Source organism: Sediminicoccus sp. KRV36, assembly GCF_023243115.1.
In the GTDB taxonomy this organism is placed as follows: Bacteria; Pseudomonadota; Alphaproteobacteria; order Acetobacterales; family Acetobacteraceae; genus Roseococcus.
The window spans coordinates 2,816,227-2,840,710 of record NZ_CP085081.1; the positions used below are offsets into that span (position 1 = coordinate 2,816,227).

The 24,484-nt window shown below is 69.0% G+C and carries 18 protein-coding genes; 8 read left to right on the plus strand and 10 right to left on the minus strand.

What is annotated here, in order from left to right:
• Positions 1 to 64: 64 nt before the first annotated feature.
• Both LHU95_RS13195 and LHU95_RS23390 read right to left on the minus strand, forming a co-directional pair.
• The gene (locus tag LHU95_RS13195; protein WP_248707426.1) at positions 65 to 2,395 is read right to left on the minus strand and encodes a xanthine dehydrogenase family protein molybdopterin-binding subunit; all 2,331 of its coding nucleotides are present in this window, start codon (positions 2,393 to 2,395) and stop codon (positions 65 to 67) included.
• 76 nt (positions 2,396 to 2,471) lie between these two features.
• Positions 2,472 to 3,248, minus strand: coding sequence for a hypothetical protein (locus LHU95_RS23390; RefSeq protein ID WP_283094260.1), 777 nt, complete (start codon positions 3,246 to 3,248; stop codon positions 2,472 to 2,474).
• A 67-nt stretch (positions 3,249 to 3,315) separates the two neighbouring features.
• Here LHU95_RS23390 and LHU95_RS13205 point away from each other — a divergent pair, with 67 nt between their 5' ends.
• On the plus strand, positions 3,316 to 3,990 hold the full coding sequence (locus LHU95_RS13205) for a cytochrome b/b6 domain-containing protein (RefSeq protein ID WP_248707427.1): 675 nt from the start codon (positions 3,316 to 3,318) through the stop codon (positions 3,988 to 3,990).
• 237 nt (positions 3,991 to 4,227) lie between these two features.
• Here the strand turns inward: LHU95_RS13205 and LHU95_RS13210 are convergent, their stop codons facing one another.
• Entirely contained in the window at positions 4,228 to 5,502 is a 1,275-nt protein-coding gene (locus LHU95_RS13210) for a hypothetical protein (RefSeq protein ID WP_248707428.1), read from the minus strand.
• Between the two features lie 244 nt (positions 5,503 to 5,746).
• Here LHU95_RS13210 and LHU95_RS13215 point away from each other — a divergent pair, with 244 nt between their 5' ends.
• The gene (locus tag LHU95_RS13215) at positions 5,747 to 7,390 is read left to right on the plus strand and encodes an ABC transporter substrate-binding protein (RefSeq protein ID WP_248707429.1); all 1,644 of its coding nucleotides are present in this window, start codon (positions 5,747 to 5,749) and stop codon (positions 7,388 to 7,390) included.
• Positions 7,391 to 7,510: 120 nt separating this feature from the next.
• Here the strand turns inward: LHU95_RS13215 and LHU95_RS13220 are convergent, their stop codons facing one another.
• Together LHU95_RS13220 and aroC are read right to left on the minus strand one after the other, a co-directional pair.
• Complete coding sequence (locus LHU95_RS13220; RefSeq protein WP_248707430.1) at positions 7,511 to 8,725, minus strand: hypothetical protein; 1,215 nt, start codon at positions 8,723 to 8,725, stop codon at positions 7,511 to 7,513.
• Positions 8,726 to 8,806: 81 nt separating this feature from the next.
• Positions 8,807 to 9,925, minus strand: coding sequence for a chorismate synthase (gene aroC / locus LHU95_RS13225; RefSeq protein ID WP_248707431.1), 1,119 nt, complete (start codon positions 9,923 to 9,925; stop codon positions 8,807 to 8,809).
• Positions 9,926 to 9,975: 50 nt separating this feature from the next.
• Between aroC and LHU95_RS13230 the strand changes: the two genes are divergently transcribed.
• A complete protein-coding gene (locus LHU95_RS13230; RefSeq protein WP_248707432.1) occupies positions 9,976 to 10,236 on the plus strand; it encodes a hypothetical protein in 261 nt (86 codons plus the stop codon).
• Positions 10,237 to 10,275: 39 nt separating this feature from the next.
• On the plus strand, positions 10,276 to 12,006 hold the full coding sequence (locus LHU95_RS13235) for a cation:proton antiporter (RefSeq protein WP_248707433.1): 1,731 nt from the start codon (positions 10,276 to 10,278) through the stop codon (positions 12,004 to 12,006).
• Here the strand turns inward: LHU95_RS13235 and LHU95_RS13240 are convergent, their stop codons facing one another.
• Both LHU95_RS13240 and fabI read right to left on the minus strand, forming a co-directional pair.
• Complete coding sequence (locus tag LHU95_RS13240) at positions 12,007 to 12,513, minus strand: N-acetyltransferase (protein ID WP_248707434.1); 507 nt, start codon at positions 12,511 to 12,513, stop codon at positions 12,007 to 12,009.
• A gap of 10 nt (positions 12,514 to 12,523) precedes the next feature.
• Positions 12,524 to 13,363, minus strand: coding sequence for an enoyl-ACP reductase FabI (gene fabI / locus LHU95_RS13245; protein ID WP_248707435.1), 840 nt, complete (start codon positions 13,361 to 13,363; stop codon positions 12,524 to 12,526).
• Positions 13,364 to 13,444: 81 nt separating this feature from the next.
• Between fabI and pdxH the strand changes: the two genes are divergently transcribed.
• From pdxH to LHU95_RS13265, 4 genes are all read left to right on the plus strand, one after another.
• Complete coding sequence (pdxH, locus tag LHU95_RS13250; protein WP_248707436.1) at positions 13,445 to 14,023, plus strand: pyridoxamine 5'-phosphate oxidase; 579 nt, start codon at positions 13,445 to 13,447, stop codon at positions 14,021 to 14,023.
• The gene (locus LHU95_RS13255) at positions 14,023 to 15,528 is read left to right on the plus strand and encodes an AAA family ATPase (RefSeq protein ID WP_248707437.1); all 1,506 of its coding nucleotides are present in this window, start codon (positions 14,023 to 14,025) and stop codon (positions 15,526 to 15,528) included. The genes pdxH and LHU95_RS13255 overlap by 1 nt, the downstream gene beginning before the upstream one ends.
• 31 nt (positions 15,529 to 15,559) lie before the next feature.
• The gene (locus tag LHU95_RS13260) at positions 15,560 to 16,438 is read left to right on the plus strand and encodes a universal stress protein (RefSeq protein ID WP_248707438.1); all 879 of its coding nucleotides are present in this window, start codon (positions 15,560 to 15,562) and stop codon (positions 16,436 to 16,438) included.
• Positions 16,439 to 16,774: 336 nt separating this feature from the next.
• A complete protein-coding gene (locus LHU95_RS13265; RefSeq protein ID WP_248707439.1) occupies positions 16,775 to 17,482 on the plus strand; it encodes a pirin family protein in 708 nt (235 codons plus the stop codon).
• A gap of 174 nt (positions 17,483 to 17,656) precedes the next feature.
• Here LHU95_RS13265 and LHU95_RS13270 read toward each other — a convergent pair whose 3' ends face one another.
• The 3 genes from LHU95_RS13270 to LHU95_RS13280 are packed head-to-tail and all read right to left on the minus strand — an operon-like array spanning position 17,657 to position 24,390.
• A complete protein-coding gene (locus tag LHU95_RS13270) occupies positions 17,657 to 18,535 on the minus strand; it encodes a transglutaminase family protein (RefSeq protein ID WP_248707440.1) in 879 nt (292 codons plus the stop codon).
• Between the two features lie 52 nt (positions 18,536 to 18,587).
• Entirely contained in the window at positions 18,588 to 21,038 is a 2,451-nt protein-coding gene (locus tag LHU95_RS13275; protein WP_248707441.1) for a circularly permuted type 2 ATP-grasp protein, read from the minus strand.
• Positions 21,031 to 24,390, minus strand: coding sequence for a transglutaminase family protein (locus tag LHU95_RS13280; protein WP_248707442.1), 3,360 nt, complete (start codon positions 24,388 to 24,390; stop codon positions 21,031 to 21,033). The genes LHU95_RS13275 and LHU95_RS13280 overlap by 8 nt, the downstream gene beginning before the upstream one ends.
• Positions 24,391 to 24,484: the final 94 nt, after the last annotated feature.

Sequence of the window (24,484 nt, forward strand, 5' to 3'; positions counted from 1 at the left end):
GCGAGGTAATACCATCTGCGAGATGGCGGCCGGCAAGGATAAAACCCCTGCCGGGCCGCGCCCCCTACCCCTGCAAAAGCCCCCAAACCTGCGGCGCCATCAGCGGCATCCGCACCTGATCCGCTGCCTGCGCCCGGCCGCTGCGCGCCAGCGCATCCGCCACCGCATTCATCACGGCCGGCGTCGCGCCGATCGTGCCCAATTCGCCCACGCCCTTCACGCCCAGCGGGTTGGTCAGGCAGGGGATGCTGGGGTCCAGCTTCGTCGCGTAATCGGCCACCATATCGGCGCGCGGCAGGCAGTAATCCATGAAGCTCGCGGTCAGCGGCTGGCCGGTCTCGGCGTCATAGATCACATGCTCGCACAGCGCCTGGCCGATGCCCTGCAAGGCACCGCCCACCACTTGGCCCTCCACGATCATCGGGTTCACCACCCGCCCCGCATCATTCACCGAGGCGTAGGAGGCGACCACCACCTCACCCGTCTCGGGGATCAGCTCGACTTCGCAGATATGGCAGCCATTGGGCCAGGTGGGGCCCGAGACGCTGCTGGTGCTGTCCATGAAGATGCGCCCCTCCGGCTGGCGCGCGGCCAGTTCGAACAGGCCGATGGCACGGTCCGTGCCGGCCACGGTGAACAGACCGGCGCGGTATTCGATATCGGCGCTTGCCGTTTCCAGCGCCTCGGCGGCCAGGTCGCGCGCTTCATCCACGGTCTTGTCAGCCGCCACCTTCACGGCCGAGCCCGCGGTGAAGAGTGAGCGCGAGCCCGCACTGCCAAAGCCGCTGCCGCGATCACTGTCGCCGAAGACCACCTGGATGCGGTCCAGTTCGACACCGAACACATCCACCGCCAGCTGGGCGTAGCTGGTGGCGATGCCCTGCCCCATGCCCTGGGTGGTGGCGTAGATCTCGATGCTGCCATCGCCCTTCACGGCGATGGTCACGCGCTCCTCGAACACATTGCCGCCGGTCCATTCCAGGAAGGTCGCGATGCCGCGTCCGCGCAGCCGCCCCTTCGCCTGTGACGCCGCCGCGCGGGCGGGGAAACCGTTCCAATCCGCCAGGGCCAGGCCCTGATCCATGATCCGCTCGAACGAGCCGCTGTCATAGGTCATCGCCATGGCGTTCTTGTAGGGCATCTGGGTGGGGGCGATCATGTTGCGCCGGCGCAGTTCCGCCGGGTCCAGCGCCATCTTGCGGGCAGCGGTGTCGAACAGGCGCTCCAGCAGATAGATCGCCTCGGGCCGGCCGGCGCCGCGATAGGGGCCGGTGGCCGCCGTGTTGGTCAGCACCGCCTTGAAGGTGAAATCCACCAGGCCGATGTCATAGATGCTGGTCGAGACCCAGGGCCCCACCAGCAGCTGGATGGCGACGCTCGCATTGCGCGGATAGGCGCCCATATCGGCGATGGTGCGCACCCGCAGCGCCAGAACCCGGCCCTGCGCATCCAGCGCCATTTCCGCTCGACTTTCGGTCGCGCGGCCATGGAGAGCAGACAGAAAATCCTCCATCCGCGTCGCCGCCCACTTCACCGGCCGGCCCAGCATGCGGGCGGCATAGGCGACCACCCCCTCCTCCGGGTTCAGCCCGGTCTTCATGCCGAAGCCACCGCCCACATCGCCCACCAGGACGCGCAGCTTGTCGGTCGGGATGTCGAGCAATTCCTTGCAGATGGCATCCCGCACGCCCGAGGGCATCTGGCAGGAAAGGCGCAGCGTGATCCGCCCCGTCTCACCGTCATATTCGCCAAGGGCCACGCGCGGCTCCATCGAGACCGGCGCCAGGCGCTGATTTTCGATATCGAGGCCGACCACATGGGCGGCACCGGCAAAGGCCGCTTCGGCGGCGGCGGCATCGCCATAGCGGCTTTCGGCCACCACATTGCCGGCAGCACCTTCCCAGACCAGCGGCGCGCCCTCGGCCGCGGCATTCCCGGGGCCGATCACGGCCGGCAGCGGGTCGTAATCCACCTCGATCGCCTCGGCCGCGTCGCGCGCCTGGGCCAGCGTCTCGGCGATCACGGCGGCGACGGCCTCGCCCACGAAGCGCACATGGCCGGTGGCCAGCACATCGCGCGGCGGCGCCGTAAGCGGCGAGCCATCGGGCCGCTTGAAGGGCAGCGCCACCAGCAGCGGCTTCACGCCCGCCGCCACCAGATCCGCCCCGGTCAGGATGGCCACCACGCCGGGCAAGGCCGACGCCGCATCGGTGTTGATGGAGACCAGTCGCGCATGCGCGTGGGGCGAGCGCAGGAAGACCATGTGGGTGACGCCGGCCGGCGCGAAATCATCGGTGAACTGGCCCTGGCCGGCGAGCAGCGCCTTGTCCTCGATGCGGCGCACCGCCTGACCACTGCCGAAGCGGCCGATTTGCGGGGGGTTTCCGTCGGGCATGGTCACGTCCTTGGTGTTGCGGAGACGAGCCTAGCAGGCGGGCTAAGCGCCTGACGAGAGCTTCAGCCGGCCCCCTTCAACCCGCCCTGGCCAGAACCCAGGCCAGCGCCACCGGCAGCGCCGCCAGCGCGAGCAGAAGCGCCGTGGCCCGCCAACCCTTGAGGCGCGCGCCAAGCCGGCCGCCCAGCATCAAAGGCGCCACGGGTGCCAGTGCCGCCGCCCAATCCGCCGGCGCCCCCCGCGCGAGAATGGGGCCCGCGACCAAGGCCGCCAGCAGCATGGCAAAGGGCAGCCTGGCCGCATCCGCCATCACCGCGCCCCCGGCCAATTGCTGGCCAAGCGCCGCAGCCAGCAGGATCATCGCCAGCATCACCCAGGGGCCGGCAAGGCCCGACGCCAGGAGCCCCGCGAACAGCGCGGCCGCGGCCAATACCCCGCGCCAGGGCGCCGCAACCTCCAGCAGGAGCACGGGAACCAGCAGGGAGAGCGCCAGCATGACGGAAGCCGCGCGCAGCAGATCAGCCTCGGTCAGGGGGGCGCCGGCCATCCACCACGCGGTAAAGCCCGCACCGCCCAGCGCGAGGCTGAACAGCAGCAAGCCCCGCCGGCCCGAGGCCAGGGGGGCTGCCATCAGCAACCCCGCCAGCGCCAGCATCGGCAGCCGCTCGGCCAATTGCCGCGGCGAGGCATTCACCACCCCAAGCAGGAGCGTGACGCCAAGCAGCGCGGCCAGGGCAAGCCCCAGCCCCGCCGTCGCCGGCCGCTTGCGCCAGCGGAACAGCCCGGCCCAGAGCAGCGCCAGGGCAAGGGCGGCCAGTGCGGCGGTGGCTTCAATCATCGAATCGGGCAGCATCTGGCGCAGCTTGCCTCACTCCCCCCTTGGGAAGCTATGCTGCATCGCGGAACGGAAAGGTTGCGGCATGTCGGAAACGCGCGTGAAGGAAACCCGGGTCAAGATCTGGGATGGCTGGGTGCGGCTGGTGCATTGGTCCATCGTCATCCTGATCCCGGTTTCCTACCTCACGGCCCGTTCGCACAACATGGATTGGCACATGCGCAGCGGCTACACGCTGCTGACGCTTGTGATCTTCCGCATCCTCTGGGGCCTCGTCGGCTCCGAGCCCGCGCGCTTCATGACCTTCCTGCGCTCGCCCTTCGCGGCGCTGGCGCATCTGCGGCATGTGAAGCGGGCGCCGGGGCCGGACCGGGAACTCACCCACAACCCGGCCGGCGGCTGGATGGTGGTGGTGATCCTGAGCGTGCTGCTGACCCAGGCGGTGACGGGCCTTTTCACCGATGATCAGATCTTCACCCGCGGCCCCCTGGCGGGCCTGGTCAGCGGCGCCTGGAGCGACCGAGCGGGCTTCATCCATATCCGCCTGATCAATGTGATCGGCATCGTCATTGTCCTGCATATCGCGGCCGTCATCTGGTACCGCGTCAGCCTGGGGCATGATCTGGTGCAGGCGATGATGATCGGCACCAAGCCCATGCCCCAGGGGACGACGCCGCCCAGGATGGGGCATCCAGTGCTGGCCCTCGCGCTGCTCGGCGCCAGTGCCGGGCTGGTGAACTGGATCTCGCGCTTCGGTTAGCGGGCTGTGGCGCCACATGGGCGCAGCGGGGAGCCCGAGGGGCCAGCCCCTCGGGCTCCCCGGCAGGAAACTCGTTTCCTGCACCTTCGTCAGGGGATGTGCGCAACCGAAATTCCCAGAAACTGGGCTTCCTGGTGGGGTTGACCGCAGAGCGGAGACAAGGCAAGAGGGCAAATCCCTCTCGCTTCCTGGCCTTCCTCAACAACCTCCGGAGGGCCGAGCCAGCCGTCCAGCGCCCTACGCCGCCAGTGCCCAGCCCGTCCTGCAGGCGGTCAGCGTGCTTTGCACCGAGGGCGGCATGGCGATGGGCATCGGGTTGGTCAGGCTGCCGGCGCCATTCACATTGGGCACCGCCATGCCGAGCAACCGGCCGCATTCCTGCAGGATTTCCCGCAAGCGCGCCTTGGTCAGGCCCTGCGTGGTCAACAGCGCCGTCAGATGCAGGTTCAGCGCGGTCTTCCTGGCCCCCGTCACGGCCGGCATGGCGAGCACATCCTTCAACGCATAGATCAGCGCCCGCTGGTCATCGCCGGCGCGCATCACCGGCAGCACGGGCGATGGGGTAAAATCCAGCTCCGTCTCGGTGAAGTTCTCGGCAAGGCCTTGCAGCCAGGTCCAGCCATCCTGCAGGTCCACCAGCATGGCCTCGGCCTTGGGCTTGGGGCCGGCCACCATATCGGGCCATTTGCGCGTCCCGCAGGGCGAGAAATCTTCGCTGATCGCCTTCCAGTCATGCGGCACGAAGGTCTGCGAGGTAACATGGGGCGCCGAATTCTCGCAGCCCACCATGATGCCGGCGCACTGCCCCACGTCCTTCGCATTGAAGTAGATGTAGAAGTGCCCGTGCGCGCCATCGGCCCGCACCACATTGCCGCTGAAGGGATTGGTGTTGCCATCCCCGCCCAGCGCCACATTCACCCCGAAATGATTATGCTCTGAGATGTTCTTGAAGAAACCGCGCAGCCCGGTGGATTTGCCGCGCTTCTCCTCCATCCGGTAGCGCCGGCTGCCGATGATCGGAATGCCAGGCTCACGGTCCTTCAGCGCATGCGTCGCGGCGGAGCGGGTGATCAGGCGGCCGGCAGCGGCGACTTCGGCCGTCAGCCAGTTGAAGAAGGCCTGGCCTGCATTGTCATAGGCGGTCCGCACCGGCAACTGGATGATCAGCCGCCCGCCATGCGAGAGGAAGGCCCCCATGGGCAGGTTGTTGGCCTCGGCATCCGCCCAGGTGAACTGGCCCGAGCGGGTGTTCGTGTTGCACATCACGCCCGAGAGATAGAGCACGCCGAACAGCTTCTTCAGGAAGGTCGCAATGCTGGGATCCCCGGGGCGCACCAGGGCGCCGCACCACATGGCAGCATCGAAGGTGAACTGGTCCGTCTCGGGCTTGCCCGTCCAGTAGCGGTCGAGATTGGCATAGGCTTCCGTCTTGCTGCGCGGCCGGCCCATGTTGAGCAGGCCGCTGGCGATGAGATTGCCGTAGTCGCGCACGCCATTGGTGATCTTGGGCATGTCGTCCTCCATGGGTTCGTTGCCGAGGCCAGGCGGCCGCAGGGCACCCAAACATGTAGCCAGATGGGCAGGCAGAAGAGAGCAGAGGTTTCCGATCGGCGCGACAGTCCGCACCGATCATTGACGATACGGAACAGCCTGGACCGCGACGAACGCCCCGGCAAGCGGCCCCTGCGTCCGGGGCGTGGGTCCTGGCCCCGCTTTTGCTAGGCGGCAGGCATCCAACAACCAGGATCTGCCCTGAATGTCGTCCAACTCCTTTTCACGTCGCGATCTTTTGGCCCTGACCGGGGCCGCCACCGCCGCCACCCTGCCCTTCTCCTGGGCGGATATGGAAGCGCATGCCCAAACAGCGGGCGGGGAACGCGTGCTGCGCTATGGAATTTCCATGGCCGATATCCCCCAGACCACCGGCCAGCCCGATCGCGGCGCCGGCGCCTACCAGTTCACCGGCCACACCCTCTATGATCCGCTGGTTGCCTGGGAGATGGACGTCTCGGACCGCCCGGGCAAGCTGGTTCCCGGCCTCGCCACCTCCTGGGAAGCGACTCCGTCGGACCGGACGAAGTGGGAGTTCCGCCTGCGCCCCGGCGTCACCTTCCATGATGGCTCGGCCTTCAACGCCGATGCGGTCATCTGGAATTTCGAGAAGGTGCTGAACGCCCAGGCGCCGCATTTCGATAATCGCCAAGCCGCCCAGGTCCGCCCGCGCCTGCCCTCCGTCGCGAGCTATCGCAAGATTGACGACATGACGGTGGAAGTGACCACCCGCGCGGTGGACAGCTTCTTCCCCTACCAGATGCTGTGGTTCCTGATATCCTCGCCCGCGCAATATGAGCGCCTGGGCCGCAGCTGGGATCGTTTCGCGCAGGAGCCCTCGGGCACCGGCCCCTTCCGCCTGGGCCGCCTCGTGCCGCGTGAGCGGGCCGAGCTGATCAAGAACCCGACCTACTGGAACCCGGCCCGGGCACCCAAGCTCGACCGCATCATCCTGATCGTCGCCCCCGAGACGGTGACGCGCACCAACGCCATCCTGACCAACCAGGTAGATATCATCGAGAGCCCCGCACCCGATCTCCTGCCGCGCCTGCGCCAGGCTGGGGTGCGGATCATCGAGAATGTCACCCCGCACGTCTGGAACTACCATCTCAGCCTCGCCGAGGGTTCGCCCTGGCGCGATGTCCGCCTGCGCCGCGCCGCCAACCTCGCCATCAACCGCGATGAAGTCGTGGCGCTGCTGGGTGGGCTGGCCAAGCCGGCGGTGGGCGTGGTGGACCCCTCCTCCCCCTGGTTCGGCAATCCGGAATTCCGCATCCGCTTCGATCCGGCCGAGGCGCGGCGCCTGCTGGCCGAGGCCGGCTTCTCCCGCACCAACCCGCTGCGCACGCGCTTCATCGTGCCGTCAGGCGGCTCGGGCCAGATGCTCTCCATGCCGATGAACGAGTATATCCAGTCCGCCTGGCGCGAGGTCGGCATCATCGTGGACTTCCAGGTGGTGGAGCTGGAGGTGCTCTACACAGCCTGGCGCCAGGGCGCGCTCGGCGAGATCAGCCGTGCGGGCAACATCACCGCCAACAACGTGGCGTATCTTACGAGCGACCCGCTCTATGCCTTCATCCGGTTCTTCCACTCGGACCAGATCGCGCCGCGCGGCGTGAATTACGGGCATTATCGCGATGCGGATATGGACACCATCCTCAACGCCGCGATGAACAGCTTCGACGAGACGGAGCAGAACCGCCTGATGCAGCGCGCGCATGAGAAGGCGGTGAATGAGGCGCTGTGGGTCTTCGTGGTGCATGACACGAACCCCAAGGCGGCGGGCCGAGCGGTGCGCGGCTATGTGCCGGCGCAGCATTGGTTCCAGGATCTGACCACGCTGGCTTGACCTGATGCGAGGGGGCTTTGCCCCCTCGACCCCCAGCAGGGGACTGGTCCCCTGCACCCCTGTCTATCGAAGGTGCAGGAAACTAAGTTTCCTGCCGGGGAGCTTGAGGGGCAGAGCCCCTCAATTGCTGCTGACGGCAGGCCCCAACCCGGCATTCTTCGCCGCAGGATGCCCCGGATTGCGGAACCGCAATTCGCCCTCCGGCGCGCAATCGCCCAGCGCGAAGAACTCCTGCCGCGTCGTGCAGGTCACGGCCACCACCAGCTTGGCCTCAGGCTCCGTCAGGAAGCGGCGGATGACGCCCTCCAGCTCCAGCGTATCGCGCAGCGCATTCCATTCGGCGGCTTCGAGGTCATCGAGGAAGACGGCGACGATGCCCGGCCGCTCACCGGAGAAGCGCGAGGTGGCCGCAGCCGCCGCGCGCCGCTTCACCGCCTGCGAAATCTCATTCTCGCGGCCGGCGCGGGCCGCCATCACCAGCACGCTGCCGCTGGAGGGATCGGCCGTCACCGCCAGATGGGCCTCCACCCCGAAGACTTCGCGCAGCCGGGCCGGCAAGGCGCGCTGCGGGTCGCTCGCCGCCTGCGCGCCGGCCAGCACCAGCGGGTCCAGCTTCAGCACGGCATCGGCGCTGGAATCCTGCCGCTTCTCGGCCGCCAGCATGGTGGTGATGCGGCTGTGCAACTCGGAAAGCTGGGTCTGGTCCGTGACCCCCTCGGGCAGCGTCATCTTCAGGATGTAGCGGCCGGGATGGGCCGCGAGCCAGGTTTGCAGCTCGGGGTTCACGCGGTCCACGAGGCGGGCCCAATCGCCCTTGAGCAACGGGCGCCCCTCCTCGGCCGAGACGGTTTCGCACACCACCTCAGCTGCGGCACCGTCGCGCTGGATCAGCAGGTCATAGGCCGTGCCGTGCAGCAAACCGTCGAAGGAGACCTGGAAGCCCCGCGCGCGCAGCAGCGCCGCGGTCCGGACCAGGTGGAACAGCGGCACCAGAGTCGCGTGGCCGGTCAGCCCCTCACCCACCAGCGCCCGCAGCCTTGCGCGCGGGCCCTCGGGGAGGGTCTTGGCCAAGTCGGCCGCTTCCCGCGCAAAAGCCAGCGCGCGGCGTTCGGCGCGGCCGGCCTTGGCCAGGAGTTCGGGCTTGGAGAGCCGGGCCAGAATCAGTTCCAGCGCGTGGCGCTGCTGCATCGCCCGCCCAGCCAGCGAACCCGGCTGCAGCCTGGTGCCCAGATCCGCCATGCGTTTCCGCCAGACCACGCCGCCCGCCAGGGCAACAAACGCCTTCAAGGCCGTCGGGTCCGTCTTGGGGTCCCACTGGGGGTCCGGATGGGGCATGGGTTCTCGATGTGTTTCGTGCGCGAGGATGTCGCGCAACCCACAAAACTTAGCGGTTTCGTTCCAGGACCTCAACGGGGTTTATCCGCGCGGAAGCCGCCCGATGACCGGCGCGCCCGGATTTTGCGCCCGATGTCGCAGCAGATGATCCGCCAGCACGCAGGCGAGCATCGCCTCGCCCACCGGCACGGCGCGAATGCCCACGCAAGGGTCATGCCGGCCCTTGGTCAGGATATCGGTGTTGCGCCCCTCCTGCGTGACAGCCTGGCGTGGCGTGAGGATGGAGGAGGTCGGCTTCACGGCGAAGCGCGCCACGATGGGCTGGCCCGTGGAAATGCCGCCCAGCATGCCGCCCGCGTGATTGGCCAGGAATTCCACGCTCCCATCATTATTGCCCCCTTGGCGCATCCGCATCTCATCCGCGTTTTCCTCGCCCGAGAGTGCGGCCGCGGCGAAGCCATCGCCGATCTCGACACCCTTCACCGCGTTGATGGACATCAGCGCGCCCGCGATATCGGCGTCGAGCTTGCCGTAGATCGGCGCACCCAGCCCCACCGGCACGCCCTCGGCCTGGACCTCGATCACGGCGCCGATGGAGGAGCCGGATTTGCGCACGCCCGCCAGCAGGGATTCCCACCGGATGGCGGCAGCAGCATCAGGGCACCAGAATTCATTCTCGGTGGTTTGCGCCCAGTCCCAGGCGGCGCGGTCCACGCCATCGGCCCCGATCTGCACCAGGGCGCCGCGGATGATGACCCCCTCGCCCAGGACCAGCCGCGCAATGGCGCCGGCGGCCACGCGCATCGCCGTCTCGCGCGCCGAGGCCCGGCCGCCGCCGCGATAATCGCGCACGCCATATTTCCACTCATAGGCGATATCGGCATGGCCGGGCCGGAAGGCCTGCGCGATCTCGCCGTAATCCTTGCTCCGCTGATCCTGGTTTTCGATCATGAGCGCGATGGGCGTGCCCGTCGTGACGCCCTGGAACACGCCCGAGAGGATGCGGACCTGGTCCGGCTCCTGCCGCTGGGTCACATATTTGCCCGAGCCTGGACGGCGCTTGTCGAGGAAGGGCTGGATCCAGGCCTCGTCGAGCTTCAACCCGGGCGGGCAGCCATCCACGACGCAGCCGATGGCCGGGCCATGGGACTCGCCCCAGGTGGTAACGCGAAAGAGGTGGCCGAAGCTGTTATGCGACATGGTGGAACCGCAACTAGCGCAGAGCCGCATGATGCGCCATCAGGCAAGCCATGCGTTCCGCGCTGATCCTGCTTCTGGCCCTGGCCGCACCCGCCCAGGCGCAGGTGACGGAATTGTGCCGGCTTTACCCGCGCGATGGCGAACACGCCAATTGCGGGCTTTGCGGCGGCCCCGGCTGGCGCAAGGCGGATGGGCGCTGCGCCCGCTGGAGCGATGTGGGCGCACCGGATTGCCGGGCCCTGCGCCGCGAACTCAGCGATCCGGCACGTTGCGCGCAGCAGCGCGAAAGGGGCCGCAGCCCGGGGCGTTGACGCCATCGCGGCACGATCGGATGCGGGTTACGCTGCTTCGTGCACCCAGCCTCCCCCCTGCTCGCCACCCTCGTCATTGCCCTGGCCCTGGCCTTTGCCTTGGGGCTGGGGGCGCGGATGCTGCGCGTCCCGCCGCTGCTGGGCTATATCGCGGCGGGCCTGATGGTCGGGCCGCATACGCCCGGATTCGTCGCCGATGCGAGCCTGACTTCCGCCATGGCCGAGATCGGCGTCGCCTTGCTGCTGTTCGGCGTCGGCCTGCATTTTCGCCCGCGGGATCTGTTGACGGTCTGGCGCGTGGCCCTGCCCGGCGCGCTGGCGCAGATCACGGCTGGCACGGCCCTGGGCGCCATGCTTGGCCATTTCGCCTTTGGCCTGGGGATGGGCCCGGCCATCGCCCTGGGCATCGCACTCGCCATCTCCTCGACGGCGGTGGCCACCCGCAGCCTGGAGGAGCGCGGCAGGCTGGGTGGCGAAGCCGGCCGGCTCGCACTGGGCTGGCTGGTCGTTCAGGATCTTGTCGTGGTGCTGGCCCTTGTGCTGCTGCCCGCCATGGCGGCGGGTGGCGATGACAAGGGGCTCCAGATGGCCCTGGCGAAAACCGGGGCCCAGCTCGTCGCCTTCCTGGTGGTGATGGCGGTGGTTGGTCGCGTCATGCTGCCGCGGCTGCTGGCCCTGGTCGCGGCCACCGGCTCGCGGGAGTTGTTCACGCTCGCCGTCGTGGTCGTGGCGCTCGGGACGGCGTTTGGCTCGGCCGCGCTGTTTGGCGTCTCGCCGGCGCTGGGCGGCTTTTTCGCCGGCGTGCTGCTCGCCGAAAGCCCGCTCGGCCATCAGGCCGCCGCCGAGACCACGGCGTTGCAGCGGATCTTTGTCGCGCTGTTCTTCGTCTCGGTCGGCATGATGGTGGACCCCCTCGCCGTCGTGGCCGCGCCGTGGCTGGCGCTGGCGGCCCTGCTGGTGATCCTGCTCGGCACCGGGGTGGCCATTCTGCTGCTGCTGGTGGCGCTGCGGGTGGCCTTGCCCACGGCCGCCGTGGTCGCCGGCAGCATGGCGCAGATCGGCGAGTTTTCCTTCGTGCTGCTGGAACTCGCCATCGGCCGTGACATCCTGCCTGGCGAGGTCCGCGCCCCGCTGCTGGCCGCCGCGACACTCGCCATCGTGCTGACCCCCGTCTCGATGCTGCTGACCGAGCGGCTGGCCGGCTATGTGGGCGGGGCGGGGCGCTTCCAGGCCTGGCAGGCGCGCAGGGCCGGCGCGCACCCGCTGCCCCCGCTGCCCACCAAGCCCTCCGGCCATGCCGTGATCGCGGGCTATGGGCGGGTCGGGCGCGTGGTGGCGCAGGCGCTGGTGGAGCACGGCATCCCGTTCATCGCGATCGAGGCCGATCACGCCCTCGCCGAGACACTCCGGCAGGAGGGTATCGCGGTGATCTGGGGCGATGCGGCGCAGCCCGAAGTCCTGAAGGCGGCACATCCCGAAGCGGCGCGGCTCATCGTGCTGGCGATGCCGGATGCCTTTGGCTGCCGGCGCGTTCTGGAGCTGGCCCGCGCGGCCAACCCCAACCTGGCCGCCGCCGTCCGCGCGCATACCGAGGAGGAGGCAGCGCTTCTCGGCAAGCTCGACGGTGTCGGGCTGGTGGTGATGGGTGAGCGGGAGATCGCGCTTGGCATGGCCGGCTTCGCGCTGCTGCATTTCGGCGTCGAGTCGGCGGGCATGCAGCGCACGGTGGATCAGCTTCGCGCCCTGGCGGCTTCGGGGGCGACGGCCTGATCAGCCGGCTTTGGTTTCGTCCAGGCGGCAGGCCATGAGCAGCGTGGCCGCCGTCACCCCGGCCACGCGCAACGAATCCGCTTCGGTTCCGTAGGTCCTGAAGCCGGCGCGCTCATAAAGCCGGATCGCATCCGGGTTGGCTGCGCCCACCATCAGCTGGAGCACCGCCACGCGCGGCCGCGCATGGGCCATGCAGGCGGCCAGAAGTGCGGCGCCCAGCCCCTGCCCGCGCGCCTCCTGGCGCACATACATGCCCCAGAGATGGCCGATATGGCGGCGCTTGAGCATCGGATCGCCCCGATAGGCCAGCATGCCGGACAGACATCCCGATGCGCCCTCCGCCACAAACACATCGGACCGCGTGAGCGCCTCGCCGAACCAGGAGAGCGGCTTGCCCGCCTCCTCCTCGAAGGCGGTCCCGTAGGCGGCGGGGGCCAGGCGAAGCGCCTCCAGCCGCAAGGCCCGGAACGCCTCGGCGTCGTCGGGCGTGAGGCGTCGCAGGGGCATGGGCCGCGCCTCAGCTCTTTTCGATGGTCAGATCCGGCGCATCGGGGTTCTTCATCCCGACGATATGGTAGCCGCAATCCACGTGATGCACCTCACCCGAGACGCCGGTGCTGAGCGGGCTTAGGAGATACAGCCCGGCCCCGCCCACCTCATCCAGCGTCACATTGCGCTGCATCGGGGCGTTGTACTGGTTCCATTTGAGGATATAGCGGAAATCGCCGATCCCGCTTGCCGCCAGCGTCTTGATCGGCCCGGCGCTGATCGCGTTGACCCGGATACCGTCGGCACCGAGATCGGCCGCCATGTAGCGCACGCTGGCTTCCAGCGCGGCCTTGGCGACACCCATCACATTGTAGTGCGGCACCCATTTCTCAGCACCCAGATAGCTGAGCGTGAGCAGGGAACCGCCCTCGCTCATCAGCGCCGCGGCGCGGCGGCCGGTGGCGGCGAAGGAGTAGCAGGAGATGTCGAGCGCCTGGAGAAACGCCTCGCGCGGGGTATCGAGGAAGCGGCCGCGCAGATACTGCTTGTCGGCGAAACCCACGGCATGCACGAAGAAATCGAGCTTGCCCCAGCGTTCCTCGACGGCGCCGAAGGCAGCGTCCATGTCCTCGTCGCTGGCAACGTCACAGGGCACCACGAATTCACTGCCGACACTCGCGGCAAGCGGCCGGACGCGCTTTTCCAGCGCCTCGCCCTGATAGGTGAAGGCCAGTTCCGCCCCCTGCGCCGCGCAGGCCCGCGCGATGGCCCAGGCGATAGAACGGTCATTGGCGACGCCCATGATCAGGCCGCGGCGACCCTGCATGAGGGTTCCCGTCGGCAGAGCGGGGGCAGAATCTTCCTTCATGGGGTTCCGTGATCCGGTTGCGGGGGCCAAGTGGTGGTGGCACATGCCCCACAACCGGGCAAGGCCCCACAGGATGTCCGCATGACCGAAGACCCCTACGCCCTCTTCGCCGACTGGCTCGCCGAGGCCACGCGCACCGAGCCCAATGACCCCAATGCCATGTGCCTGGCCACTTCCACGCCGGATGGCCGGCCTTCCGCACGCATGGTCCTGCTCAAGGGGCAGGATGCGCGGGGCTTCGTGTTCTACACCAACCTCGAATCGCGCAAGGGTGGCGAATTGGCCGCCAACCCGCATGCCGCACTTTGCTTCCACTGGAAAACGCTGACTCGCAGCGTGCGAGTCGAAGGCCCCGTCGAGCCCGTGAGCGACGCCGAGGCCGATGCCTATTACGCCTCCCGCTCGCGCGGCAGCCGCATCGGCGCCTGGGCCTCACGCCAGTCGCGCGAGTTGGAAGGGCGCTGGGCGCTGGAGAAGGCCGTTGCGGAATACACGGTGAAATTCGGCGTGAGCGAGATTCCCCGCCCGCCGCATTGGTCCGGCTTCCGCCTGGTGCCGGCGCGCATCGAATTCTGGCGGGACATGCCCTTCCGGCTGCACGAGCGGCGCGTCTTCCTGGCGGCCGATGGCGGCTGGAAGCTTGAGACGCTCTACCCCTGATGCCGACGCCCGCCGCCGAGCCCGTGGCGGTCCCCGCAACCAGTCTTGTGGCGGTCCCCGCCGGGCAACGCGAAGCCGCGGAATTCCTCGCGCGCCTCACCGGGGGCAGCGTGGTGGAAACCCATATCTCCGCCGTCTTCCTGGGGGCCGAGGAGGCGTTCAAGCTCAAGAAAGCGGTGGATTTCGGCTTCCTCGACTTCACCACCCTGGCCGAGCGCGAAAGGCTGACGAAGTTTGAGCACGCGCTGAATGCGCCGCATGCGCCGGGCCTGTATCTCGGCGCCGTGCCGATCACGCGCGGCGCCGATGGCACGCTGCGCCTGGGGGGCGAGGGCACGCCGCTGGAGTGGGTGCTGCGCATGAAGCGCCTGCCGCCCGAGGCGTTTTTCGCCGGCGCCGTGCCGGATGCCCTGCTCGATCCGCTGGCCGATGCCGTCGTGGCGCTGCACGCAGCCGCGCCAGGCCGGGACGCCGATGGCCGCATGATCCGCGTCATCACCGGCAACCAGGCGGCCGCACTCTCCGCTGGCCTCGGCGAGGCCCGCGTGGCCGCCTGGGCCGAGGCCGCATTGGCCGCCGAAGCCCGCCTTGCCCCGTGGCTCGGCCAGCGGGCTGCCCAGGGGTTTGTGCGCCGCTGCCATGGCGACCTGCATCTGGGAAACATCTGCCTGCTGGAAGGCCGCCCCACCCCCTTCGATGCGCTGGAATTCGACGAAGCGCTGGCGACGATCGATGTCGGCTATGATCTCGCCTTCCTGCTCATGGATCTGGAGCAGCATGGCAGCCGCGCCGCCGCCAACCGTGTGCTGAACCGCTATCTGGCGCGCACGGGCGATGTCGCCCTGCTGCGGGGCTTGCCGCTCTGGCTCTCGCTGCGCGCCCTGATCCGCGCCCATGTCGCCGCCCGCTCAGGTCAGGATGGCGCCGCACTGCTGGACGCGGCGCTGGGCTATTTGCAGCCCCCGCCAGCCCGGCTGGTCGCGGTGGGGGGCTTGCAGGGCACCGGCAAGTCCTTCCTCGCGCGGCGTCTCGCGCCGGAGCTGGGCGCGGCGCCGGGGGCGGTGATCCTGCGCAGCGATGAAATCCGCAAGCGCCAGGCCGGCGTCACTCCGGAAACCCGCCTGCCACCGGCCGCCTATGCGCCCGAGGCCAGCGCCTCCGTCTTTGCCGAATTGCGTGATCTGGCGCGCATGGCGCTTGCGGCCGGGCACTGCGTCATCGCCGATGCCGTGTTTCAGCGCCCGGCCGAGCGCGATGGGCTGGCGGCGCTCTCCCCCGGCTTCACCGGCCTCTGGCTGGAAGCGCCGCTGGATCTCCTGCGGGCGCGCGTCGCGGCGCGGCTGGCAGCCCCCGTGGGCGATGCCTCCGACGCAACGCCCGATGTGCTGGAGGAAGCCGCGCGGCGCGACGTCGGGGAGATCACCTGGCATCGTTTGGATGCCGCGGCAGGCACCGAGGTCATGGCCCGCAAGTTACTGGACTTGCCCCCCCCGGTTTCGCCATAAGGTGGCCATAATTGGTTGAGGGATCAAAAACATGGCCTATCGCCGCCTGCTGCTGCCGATGACCGGAACCGCCGCCGGGGAAGCCGCACTTGCCACGGCATTGATGGTGGCGCGCATCTGGGGGGCGCATGTGCATTGCCTGCATGTGCGCGTGGATGCGCGTGACGTGGCCCCCCTGGCCGGGGAGGGCCTCTCGGGCGCCATGATCGAGGAGATGATGGCCGCGACGGAACGCGAAAGCGGCGACCGCGCCGGCCGCGTCCGCGCCCTGTTCGAGCGTTTCGCCGCGACGGCCGGCGACATCACCATCGCCAATTCGGCCGAGACGGCGCTGAAATCCGGCGGCCCCACCCTCTCCTTCGAGAGCATCGCGGGCCGTGAGGAAGATGTGGTGGCGCAGCAGTCGCGCCTCTATGACATGGCCGTGGTTCCCCACCCCGAGGGGGGCGAGGATGTCAGCAGTTCGGATGCGCTGCATGCCGTGCTGTTCGATTCCGGCCGCCCCGTCCTGATCGCCCCCCGCGTGGCGCCCGCGACGCTGGGCACGCGCATCTGCTGCGCCTGGAACGGCACCGCCGAATCGGCGGCCGCCATGGCCGCCGCCCTGCCCTGGCTGCACCGCGCCGATGCCCGCCGCATCCTCTACGCCGATGACTACCAGCGGCGCGGGCCGAAGGTGGAGGGCATCCTGGCCTATCTGCACTGGCACGAGGTCCAGGCCGAGGCGATGCAGTTCAAGCCGGTGACGAAGGATGTCGGCGCCGGCCTGCTGGGCGCCGTGCGGGACTTCCAGGCCGATCTGCTCTGCATGGGGGCCTACAGCCATTCGCGGCTGCGCCAGCTGATCCTGGGCGGCGTGACGCGGCATGTGCTGGAAAATGCCGATGTGCCGGTGCTGATGTGTCGCTAGGGCAGCATCCGTTCCAACGGAATCGTTGGAACGGATAAAGATGCCCTGAAATCAAGGCGCTGGAGGTTGTTCCGTGAGCCCTTGCGAGCGGGCCAACCTCCAGGCCGGGCGGAAGCGGCTTTTCTGACGGAGGCCGGAGTCGTTTCACCCGCAGCGAAGCCGACGAGACGCCTCCAGGCTGCTGTTTTCACGCATTTTCCGGGTCGCTGTGCGCAGCTGCGCCGCCGGCATCACGGCCCTGAATGACGCCCATCACCGGGCGTGAGTGGAAACCGCGCGGTGAAGGCCTTATCTGGCTTCCAACGCAGCCACAAACCGGCGCGTCAGGACCACGTCATGATTGATATCCGCCCCTTCAATACCCTCGGCAACGCCAATTTCGGCTGGCTCAACGCCCGCCACCATTTCTCCTTCGGTCACTATAACGACGCCGCCCGCATGGGCTGGGGCCGCCTGCGCGTCTGGAATGATGACGAGATCGCCGCCGGCACCGGCTTCGATCCGCATCCCCATCGCGACATGGAAATCATCACCTATGTCCGCGAGGGCGCGATCACCCACCGCGACAATATGGGCAATGAGGGCCGCACCGAGGCGGGCGACGTGCAGATCATGTCGGCCGGCACGGGTGTGGTGCACAGCGAATACAATCTGGAACCCACGACCACCAAGATCTTCCAGATCTGGATCCTGCCCGATCTGCGCGGCGCCAAGCCAAATTGGGGGGCCAAGACCTTCCCGAAGGCCGAGCGCGAGGCGCGCTTCGAAGTGCTGGCCGGCGGGCGTGAGGGCGATGCGGAAGCCGGCGCCCTGCCGATCAACGCCGATGCCGCGGTGATGGCGACGACCCTGGCCAAGGGCCAGGAATTGAAGCTGACCCTGGCGCCGGGCCGCGCCGCCTATCTGGTGCCGGCGCGGGGCAGCGCCACGGTGAATGGCCAGATGCTGGGCGAGCGGGACGGTGCCGCGATCGAGGGCGAGAGCGAGGTCACCATCATCGCAAATGATGAGGCCGAACTCGTCCTGGTCGAAGTCGCGGCCTGACGCTGCAAGGGCTTGGGGCCAGGCGCAACCTGGCCCCAAGGGCAGCCGGCTACGGCCGGGAATGGGTCATGTGACGCGGCGCGAAACCGTTTCGCCCGCCCATCCGGTGAAGCCCTCCTGGAGGTTGGCGGCTGCCGCTCGCCGGTCAGGCGCGGCGGAAGGCCGAGCGAGGGATCAGCCCTCGCCCTCCGGCTCCAGATCCACATTCACTTCCAGGCGATGCTCGCCGCCGCCCAGCAGGACGCCGCGCAAAGGCGAGATATCCGAGAAATCCCGCCCCCAGGCGAGGATCACATGCTCATCCCGCACGACGATTCCGTTGGTCGGGTCCAGCTGCACCCAGCCCCCCCCCTGGCCATGGCCTTCGCCCAGCCAGGCCGAAACCCAGGCATGCGACTGGTCCGCCCCGCGCCTTCGCTTCTGCCCCGGCGGCGGGCGTGTGCGCACATAGCCCGAGACATAGCGCGCCGGCAGGCCCAGGCCCCGCAGCCCCGCCAGCATCACCTGCGTGAAATCCTGGCAGACCCCGCGCCGCTCCCGCAGCACCTCCGCGATAGGTGTCGTGATGCTGGTCACACCCGCCTGAAAGACGAATTCCTGCCGCATGCGGCGGTTGAGCTCCAGCAGCCCTTCCAGCACCGGCCGGCCGGGCGGAAAGGAAATCCGCGCATAGGCCGTCGCCTCGGCCAGGATGGGGACATGCGCCGTGGCTTGCAGGAAATCCGCCGTCTCGGCGGCGTGGGCGCTGGCTGCTACCTTCTCCCACGGAAGGGTTTCGGCGGCGGGCGGCGGCGGCTCGAAATCCACCTCGACCAGGCTTTCCGCCGTCACCTCGAAGCTGGTGTGCGGCGCCACCAGGAACAGCCGGGTGGCGGCATTGCCGAAATGATCATGCGTCTCGGTGTGGTGGTCCGGCCGGGGCAGGCAGGTCAGCCGGGCGGAGAGCACGCGCTGGCCCGGCAGCGCCCGGGGTTTCAGGTGCAGCAGATGCGCGGCCAGGTCCACGGTCTGGGCATAGCCGTAGGCGGTGCGGTGTCGAAGCCAATATATCATTGTCGCCATTGTGACGGATGGCTGGCGCCGCGCCTACCGGGCCAGCCGAGGATTACGCCTCGATGACAGCGGCCTCGCCCACATCCACCCCCAGGACCCGGGCGGCGGGAAGCAGCGCGAAATAGCGGCGGGACACCTGGTCCGAGAGGGTCGCGATCTCGGCCGCCATGGCGCGCAATTGCGGGGGCAGCAGCGTCGTCGCGGCCTCGGCCTGGTCGGAAGCGGCGAGCAGCCGGGCGGTGATCCCCTCCGCCTGGGCCAGAAGGCGCTGCACCTCCCGCACGGTGCCGTCCTCCGCCTCCTCAGTGATCTCCCGCAATGCGGCGGCAATGGCGTCAAGCTGGAATGCGAGCCCGCGCGGGTTGGAAGCATCCGCCAGCACCAGGTCCAGCGCCGGGGCGGGTTGCAGCACCGCGAGGTACCGGCTGCGATAGGTGATCACGCTATCGCAAAGTTCGAGCGTCAGGCGAAGCCCGGCCTCGATTCGGGCCGCCGGCGCATCCAGCGCCACCGCCACTTCGCTCGCCACCGCATGGGCGCGCTCCATGCGCCGGCCCAGCTCCAGGAAGAGCCGCGCACCGCCGCGCACCATATTTTCGGAGGCGATGCCCGCCACCGCATTGGCGAAGCGGAGCGAGGGGAGCAAGGCGCGCGCCAGATCGGGCAATTCGGCGGCGGCATTGTCCAGCGCCTCCTCCGCGGTGCGCAGCGTTTGCGTCAGGGTGGCGTGCATGTCGGCGGTCAGCCGGTCCCGCACGGATTCGATGAGGGAGCCGATGGTGCCCTGCAATTGCCGCACAGCCGGCCGCGAATCGCGCTCCAGCGCGGTGGCGAGGGCGGAGAGGCTGCCCGCGCTGGGCCGCGCCTCCTCATCCAGCAGCTGCGCCTCGCGCAGGCAGATGGCGAGGGTGCCAAGCTCGGCCAATTCGCGCGGCAGGGGCGCACCCCGGCGCAGCCGCGTGATGGTGGCGCGCATCAGCCGTGCCGCGAGGTCCAGCCGTTCCACATAGCGGCCCAGCCAGAACAGGTTATCCGCCACGCGGGAGGGAATGGCCCCGGCGGTGCGGCGGATGGCGATGGGCGGGCCGCTTTGCGCGGCCGGGCCGATGATGGCCTCCGAAGTGTCGGCCGGAACCCAGACATCCTTGCACCAGCCGCCACCCGGCAGGCGCCCGGTCAGCTTGGCACCCGGTGTCACCAAGCGCGCAATGCCGCCGGGCAGCACATGCCAGCCCGCGCCGTCGGAGACGGCGAACATGCGCAGCACGAAAGGCGCCGGCGTCAGCGCCCCGTTTTCGAGGGAAGGCGCCACCGGCAAGGCCGGCAGGGCGATGGCGGCGACACCGCCCTGGGCCGGGCGCGCCATGGTTTCTGATGAGGCGCCCTGCCCGGCCGGGCGGAAAATCCAGCTTGCATACCCCTCGGGCAGCGGCGGCACGGGGCAGGAAGGGTCGGGCAGCCAATGGGTGGGCAGGTTGTTGAGGGACAAGGCTTCACCCAGCATCTGCGGCGCGAGCGGCGCGAGATAGGCGCACAGCGCCGGCGCCTCGCCCAGCGCGGCCCCCGGGGCATTCAGCAGCGTGAGCGCGCCATGGCGCACCGCATCCAGCATGCCGGGCACGCCGCTGCCCGCCGGCGCCTCGGGCTGGTCCAGCGGATCGAGGGCCGCCGCATCCACGCGGGAGAGCACCACATCCACGGGCTGCAATCCGCCCAGTGTCTTCAGGAACAGCGCACCGCCACGCATGGTAAGATCGCCCGTCTCGACCAGCGCGCAGCCGAGTTCCCGGGAGAGCACCACATGCTCGAACCAATGCGGATCGCGCGTGCCGGGCGAGAGCAGCGCGATGGCGGGATCATTCATCCCATGCGGGCCAAGTCGGCTCAGGGAATCCTGCCAGAGGTCGAAAAACGGCGAGATGCTGCGCGGCTGGCTCGCGCGCGCGACCTCCGGCATGCCGGCCGCGATCAGCCGGCGATTTTCGCGCAATTGCCCGAGGCCCGAAGCCAGGCCGGTGCGGTCCTGCAACACGGCCCAGCTGCCATCGGGCGCGCGCACCAGGTCCACGGCATAGAGATGCAGCAGGGGCCTGCGCGGCGGCCCCTTGCCGCGCCGCGCCGTGCGCTGGAAGGCCGGGCTGCCAAAGATCAGCGGGGCCGGGATCTGCCCGCCCGCCAGCAATTCCTGCGCGCCATAGAGATCGGCCAGCACCGCATCCAGCAGCCGCGCGCGCTGCGCAACGCCGGCGGCCAGCGCCTCGAACTCCTCGATCTGGATCGGCAGGGGCAAAGGGTCCAGCCGCCACAGCGCCGCCCCGGACGCACCAGGCAGCAGCGAGGCCACGCCATCATCGGCCATGGCACGCGCCAGACGCTCACCGCGCTCGGCGAGGCCAGGGCGGCCAAGACTGCCCACCACCCCCATGATGCCCCGCCAATGCGGCCGGATGCGCCCCTCGCCGGAGACCATTTCATCAGGTCCGCCGGCGAGCAGATCAGCCATTTTCGCCACCACCCGCGAAGGCCCTCAGGTCGAGGGTGCAAGGGTGCTCCAGGCTCGGCCGGGGTTCCGCCACCTGGGTGGCGCCCGCGGTGTGGCCATGGGCGAAGAAGCGCGAGCGGCGCCGCGCCTCGGCCGAATTGGCGTTGACCGGGAAATCCTCATAGGCGCGGCCGCCCGGATGCGCCACGTGATGCGCCAGGCCACCGAGCGAACGGCCGCTCCAGCGGTCCTGGACATCCAGCACCAGCGGGGCCTGGGCGCGCACGGAAGGATGCAGGGCCGAGGGCGGGTCCCACGCCTTGAAGCGGATGCCGCCGACGAATTCGCCGGCCCGGCCGGTGGGCTGCAAGGGCACGGCGACGCCATTGGCGGCGAGCAGGAAGCGCTCCGGCACCCAGTTGGTCACGCGGGCCTGCACACGCTCGGCGCTGCTGTCCACATAGCGGACGGTGCCGCCGGCGGCCTGTTCCTCGCCCAGCACATGCCAAGGCTCCAGCGCGCTGCGCAGTTCCAGGCTCATGGCCCCCCCTGGGCCGGCCACGTTCACCTCGCCGATCTGCGGAAAGCGGAATTCGACATGCGGGGCGAACCAGGCCGGATCAAGCCCGAAGCCAAGCTGGCCCAGCTCCTCCAGGGCATCCGTCAGATCGGCCTTGGCGTAATGCGGCAGCATGAAGCGGTCATGCAGCGAGGTGCCCCAGCGCACCAGCGAACGGCGATAGGGCGTCTCCCAGAAGGCCGCCAGTGCTGAGCGCATCAGCAGCATCTGCGCCGCACTCATCTGCGCATGGGGCGGCATTTCGAAGGCGCGGAATTCCACCAGGCCACGACGGCCGCTGGAGGAGTTCGGGTCATACATCTTGTCGATGCAGAACTCGGTGCGGTGCGTATTGCCCGTCATGTCGGCCAGGATGTTGCGGAACAGCCGGTCCGTCATCCAGGGCGGCGGATCGCCACCCATGCGGTCGAGCTCGCCAAAGGCGATGTCGAGTTCGCGCAGCGCATCCATCCGCGCCTCATCCACGCGCGGATGCTGGCTGGTCGGGCCGATGAAAAGCCCGCTGAACATGAAGCTGAGCGAAGGGTGGTTGTGCCAGAAGGAGACCAGGCTGCGCAGCAGATCGGGGCGGCGCAGGAAAGGCGAGTCCTCCGCCCGCGCCGCGCCCATCACCACATGATTGCCGCCGCCGGTGCCGACATGCTTGCCATCCTGCATGAATTTCTCGGTGGCGAGGCCGACCTGCCGGGCTTCCTCGTAAAGCTGCTCGGTGCGCTCCACCATTTCGCGCCAGGAGGTGGCGGGGTGGATATTGGCCTCGATCACGCCCGGATCGGGGGTGACGGAGAAATGCTGCACCCGCGAATCCTCGGGCGGCATGTAGCCCTCGATGAAGACCTTGCGGCCGGTCTCCTGGGCCGTGTCCTCGATGGCGGCGATCAGCTCCAGCCAATCCTCGATCGCGTAGAGCGGCGGCAGGAAGACGTGGATCATGCCGCCGCGCGGCTCGACGCAGAGCGCGGTGCGGACCTGGGAGGGTTCATCCATGCCCACTTCCGGCGCCGGCTGCGGCGTCGGGCGCTGATCGGCCGGCAGGGCATAGGGGTTGGTGCCGGCACCCGGCGTGCGGAAGCTGGCGCGGATCTGCTCCAGCAGCGGCAATTCCGTCTTGGGCGCGAAGGGATCGGCCGGGCTGTCCAGCTCCTTGGCGAGTTCCGCAGGGTCCACCCAGGGCAGCGAGGCAAGCGGCAGGCGCAGCCCCATCGGCGCATCGCCCGGCGTCAGGAACAGCGTGTCGTCGCGGAAGAACCAGCGGCCCGATTGCCAGCGGCGCTGCCCGCCCTGCACGACGCGGCGCAGCGGCAGGACGGTGCCGGTCGGTGTCGTCAGGCCACCGCGGAACAGCCGCGCGAAGCGGGCGCGCTCCAGCTTGTCACTCAGCTTGCTCGCTTCAGCCACGACATTCGCGGGCAGCCGACTTTCGCGCCAGAGGTAGTAGTGGATGTCTTCATAGGCCGCATTGGCCAGTTCCGGCGGCACTTGCAGGCGCTCGGCCAGGCTCGCCGCGAAATGCGCGGCCGTCTCATGCGTCGCGTCATCCGTGTCGTCATCCGAGGCGAGAAGCTCGGGGTTGCGCCACACGGGCTCCCCATCCAGCCGCCAATGGGCGGAGAGCGCGAAGCGCGGCAGCGGCTCGCCCGGATATTGCTTGCCCTGGCCGGTGTGGATGACCGCCCCCTTGGACCAGAGCGGGATCAGCCGGCGCAGCAGGCGATTGGCATAGAGGCGCTTGGTGGGGCCCAGCGCATCGGTGTTCCATTCGGGCGCCTCGCGGTCCGTAGCGGCGACGAAGGTCGGCTCGCCACCCATGGTCAGGCGCATGTTCTGGCGCGCCAGCGCCTCATCCACGCGGTCCCCTGCGGCGCGGATCGCGGCCCAGGTTTCGTCGGTATAGGGCTTGGTGACGCGCGGGATTTCAGCGAGGCGCGTCACCGCCATCTCGAAGCCGAATTCCGTCTCTGCCTTCTCGATCAGGCCGGAGATGGGGGCGGCGGAGGCGGGCTCCGGCGTAGCCGCCAGGGGGATATGCCCCTCACCCGCCATCAGGCCGGAAGTGGCGTCAAGGCCGACCCAGCCCGCGCCCGGCAGATAGACTTCGGCCCAGGCGTGCAGATCGGTGAAATCGGCCGTCGGGCCCTCGGGGCCGTCCAGCGGCTTCTGGTCCGCAACGAGCTGGATCAGGTAGCCGGAGACGAAGCGCGCGGCGAAGCCCAGGTGGCGCAGCGCCTGCACCAGCAGCCAGGCGGAATCCCGGCAGGAACCCCGGCCCTCGCCCAGGGTGCGCTCCGGGTCCCACACACCGGGCTCCATGCGCACGATGTAGGAAATACGCGACTGCACGAGCTGATTGATGAAGACCAGGAAATCCACCATGCGCTTTTCATCGCGCGGGACCTCGGCCAGCAGGGATTTCAGCAGGGGGCCGGGTGTGGCCAGCTTGCGGAAGGGGGCAAGCTCCTCATCCAGGATGTGGTCGTAGGTGAAGGGGAAATTCTCGGCCTCGGGCTCCAGGAAGAAGTCGAAGGGGTTGATCGTCGCCATGTCGGCCACGAGATCAACGGTGACCTCGAAGGATGTGACGCGCTCGGGGAAGACCACGCGGGCCTGGAAATTGCCCTGCGGGTCCTGCTGCCAATTGATGAAATGCGGCTGCGGTTCGACCTTCAGCGAATAGGCGAGGATGGGCGTGCGCGCATGCGGGGCGGGCCGCAGCCGGATGGTTTGCGGCCCGAGCGCCACCGGCCGGTCATAGCGATAGGTGGTGCGGTGCGTGAGGGCAGCGTGAATGGACATGCGCGCGGATATTCCCAAGGCAGAATGCTGCGCTGCTTATAACTATCTTTCGCAGCCCTGGCAGCCAATGGATTCGCTGTTTTTGGCCGGTGGG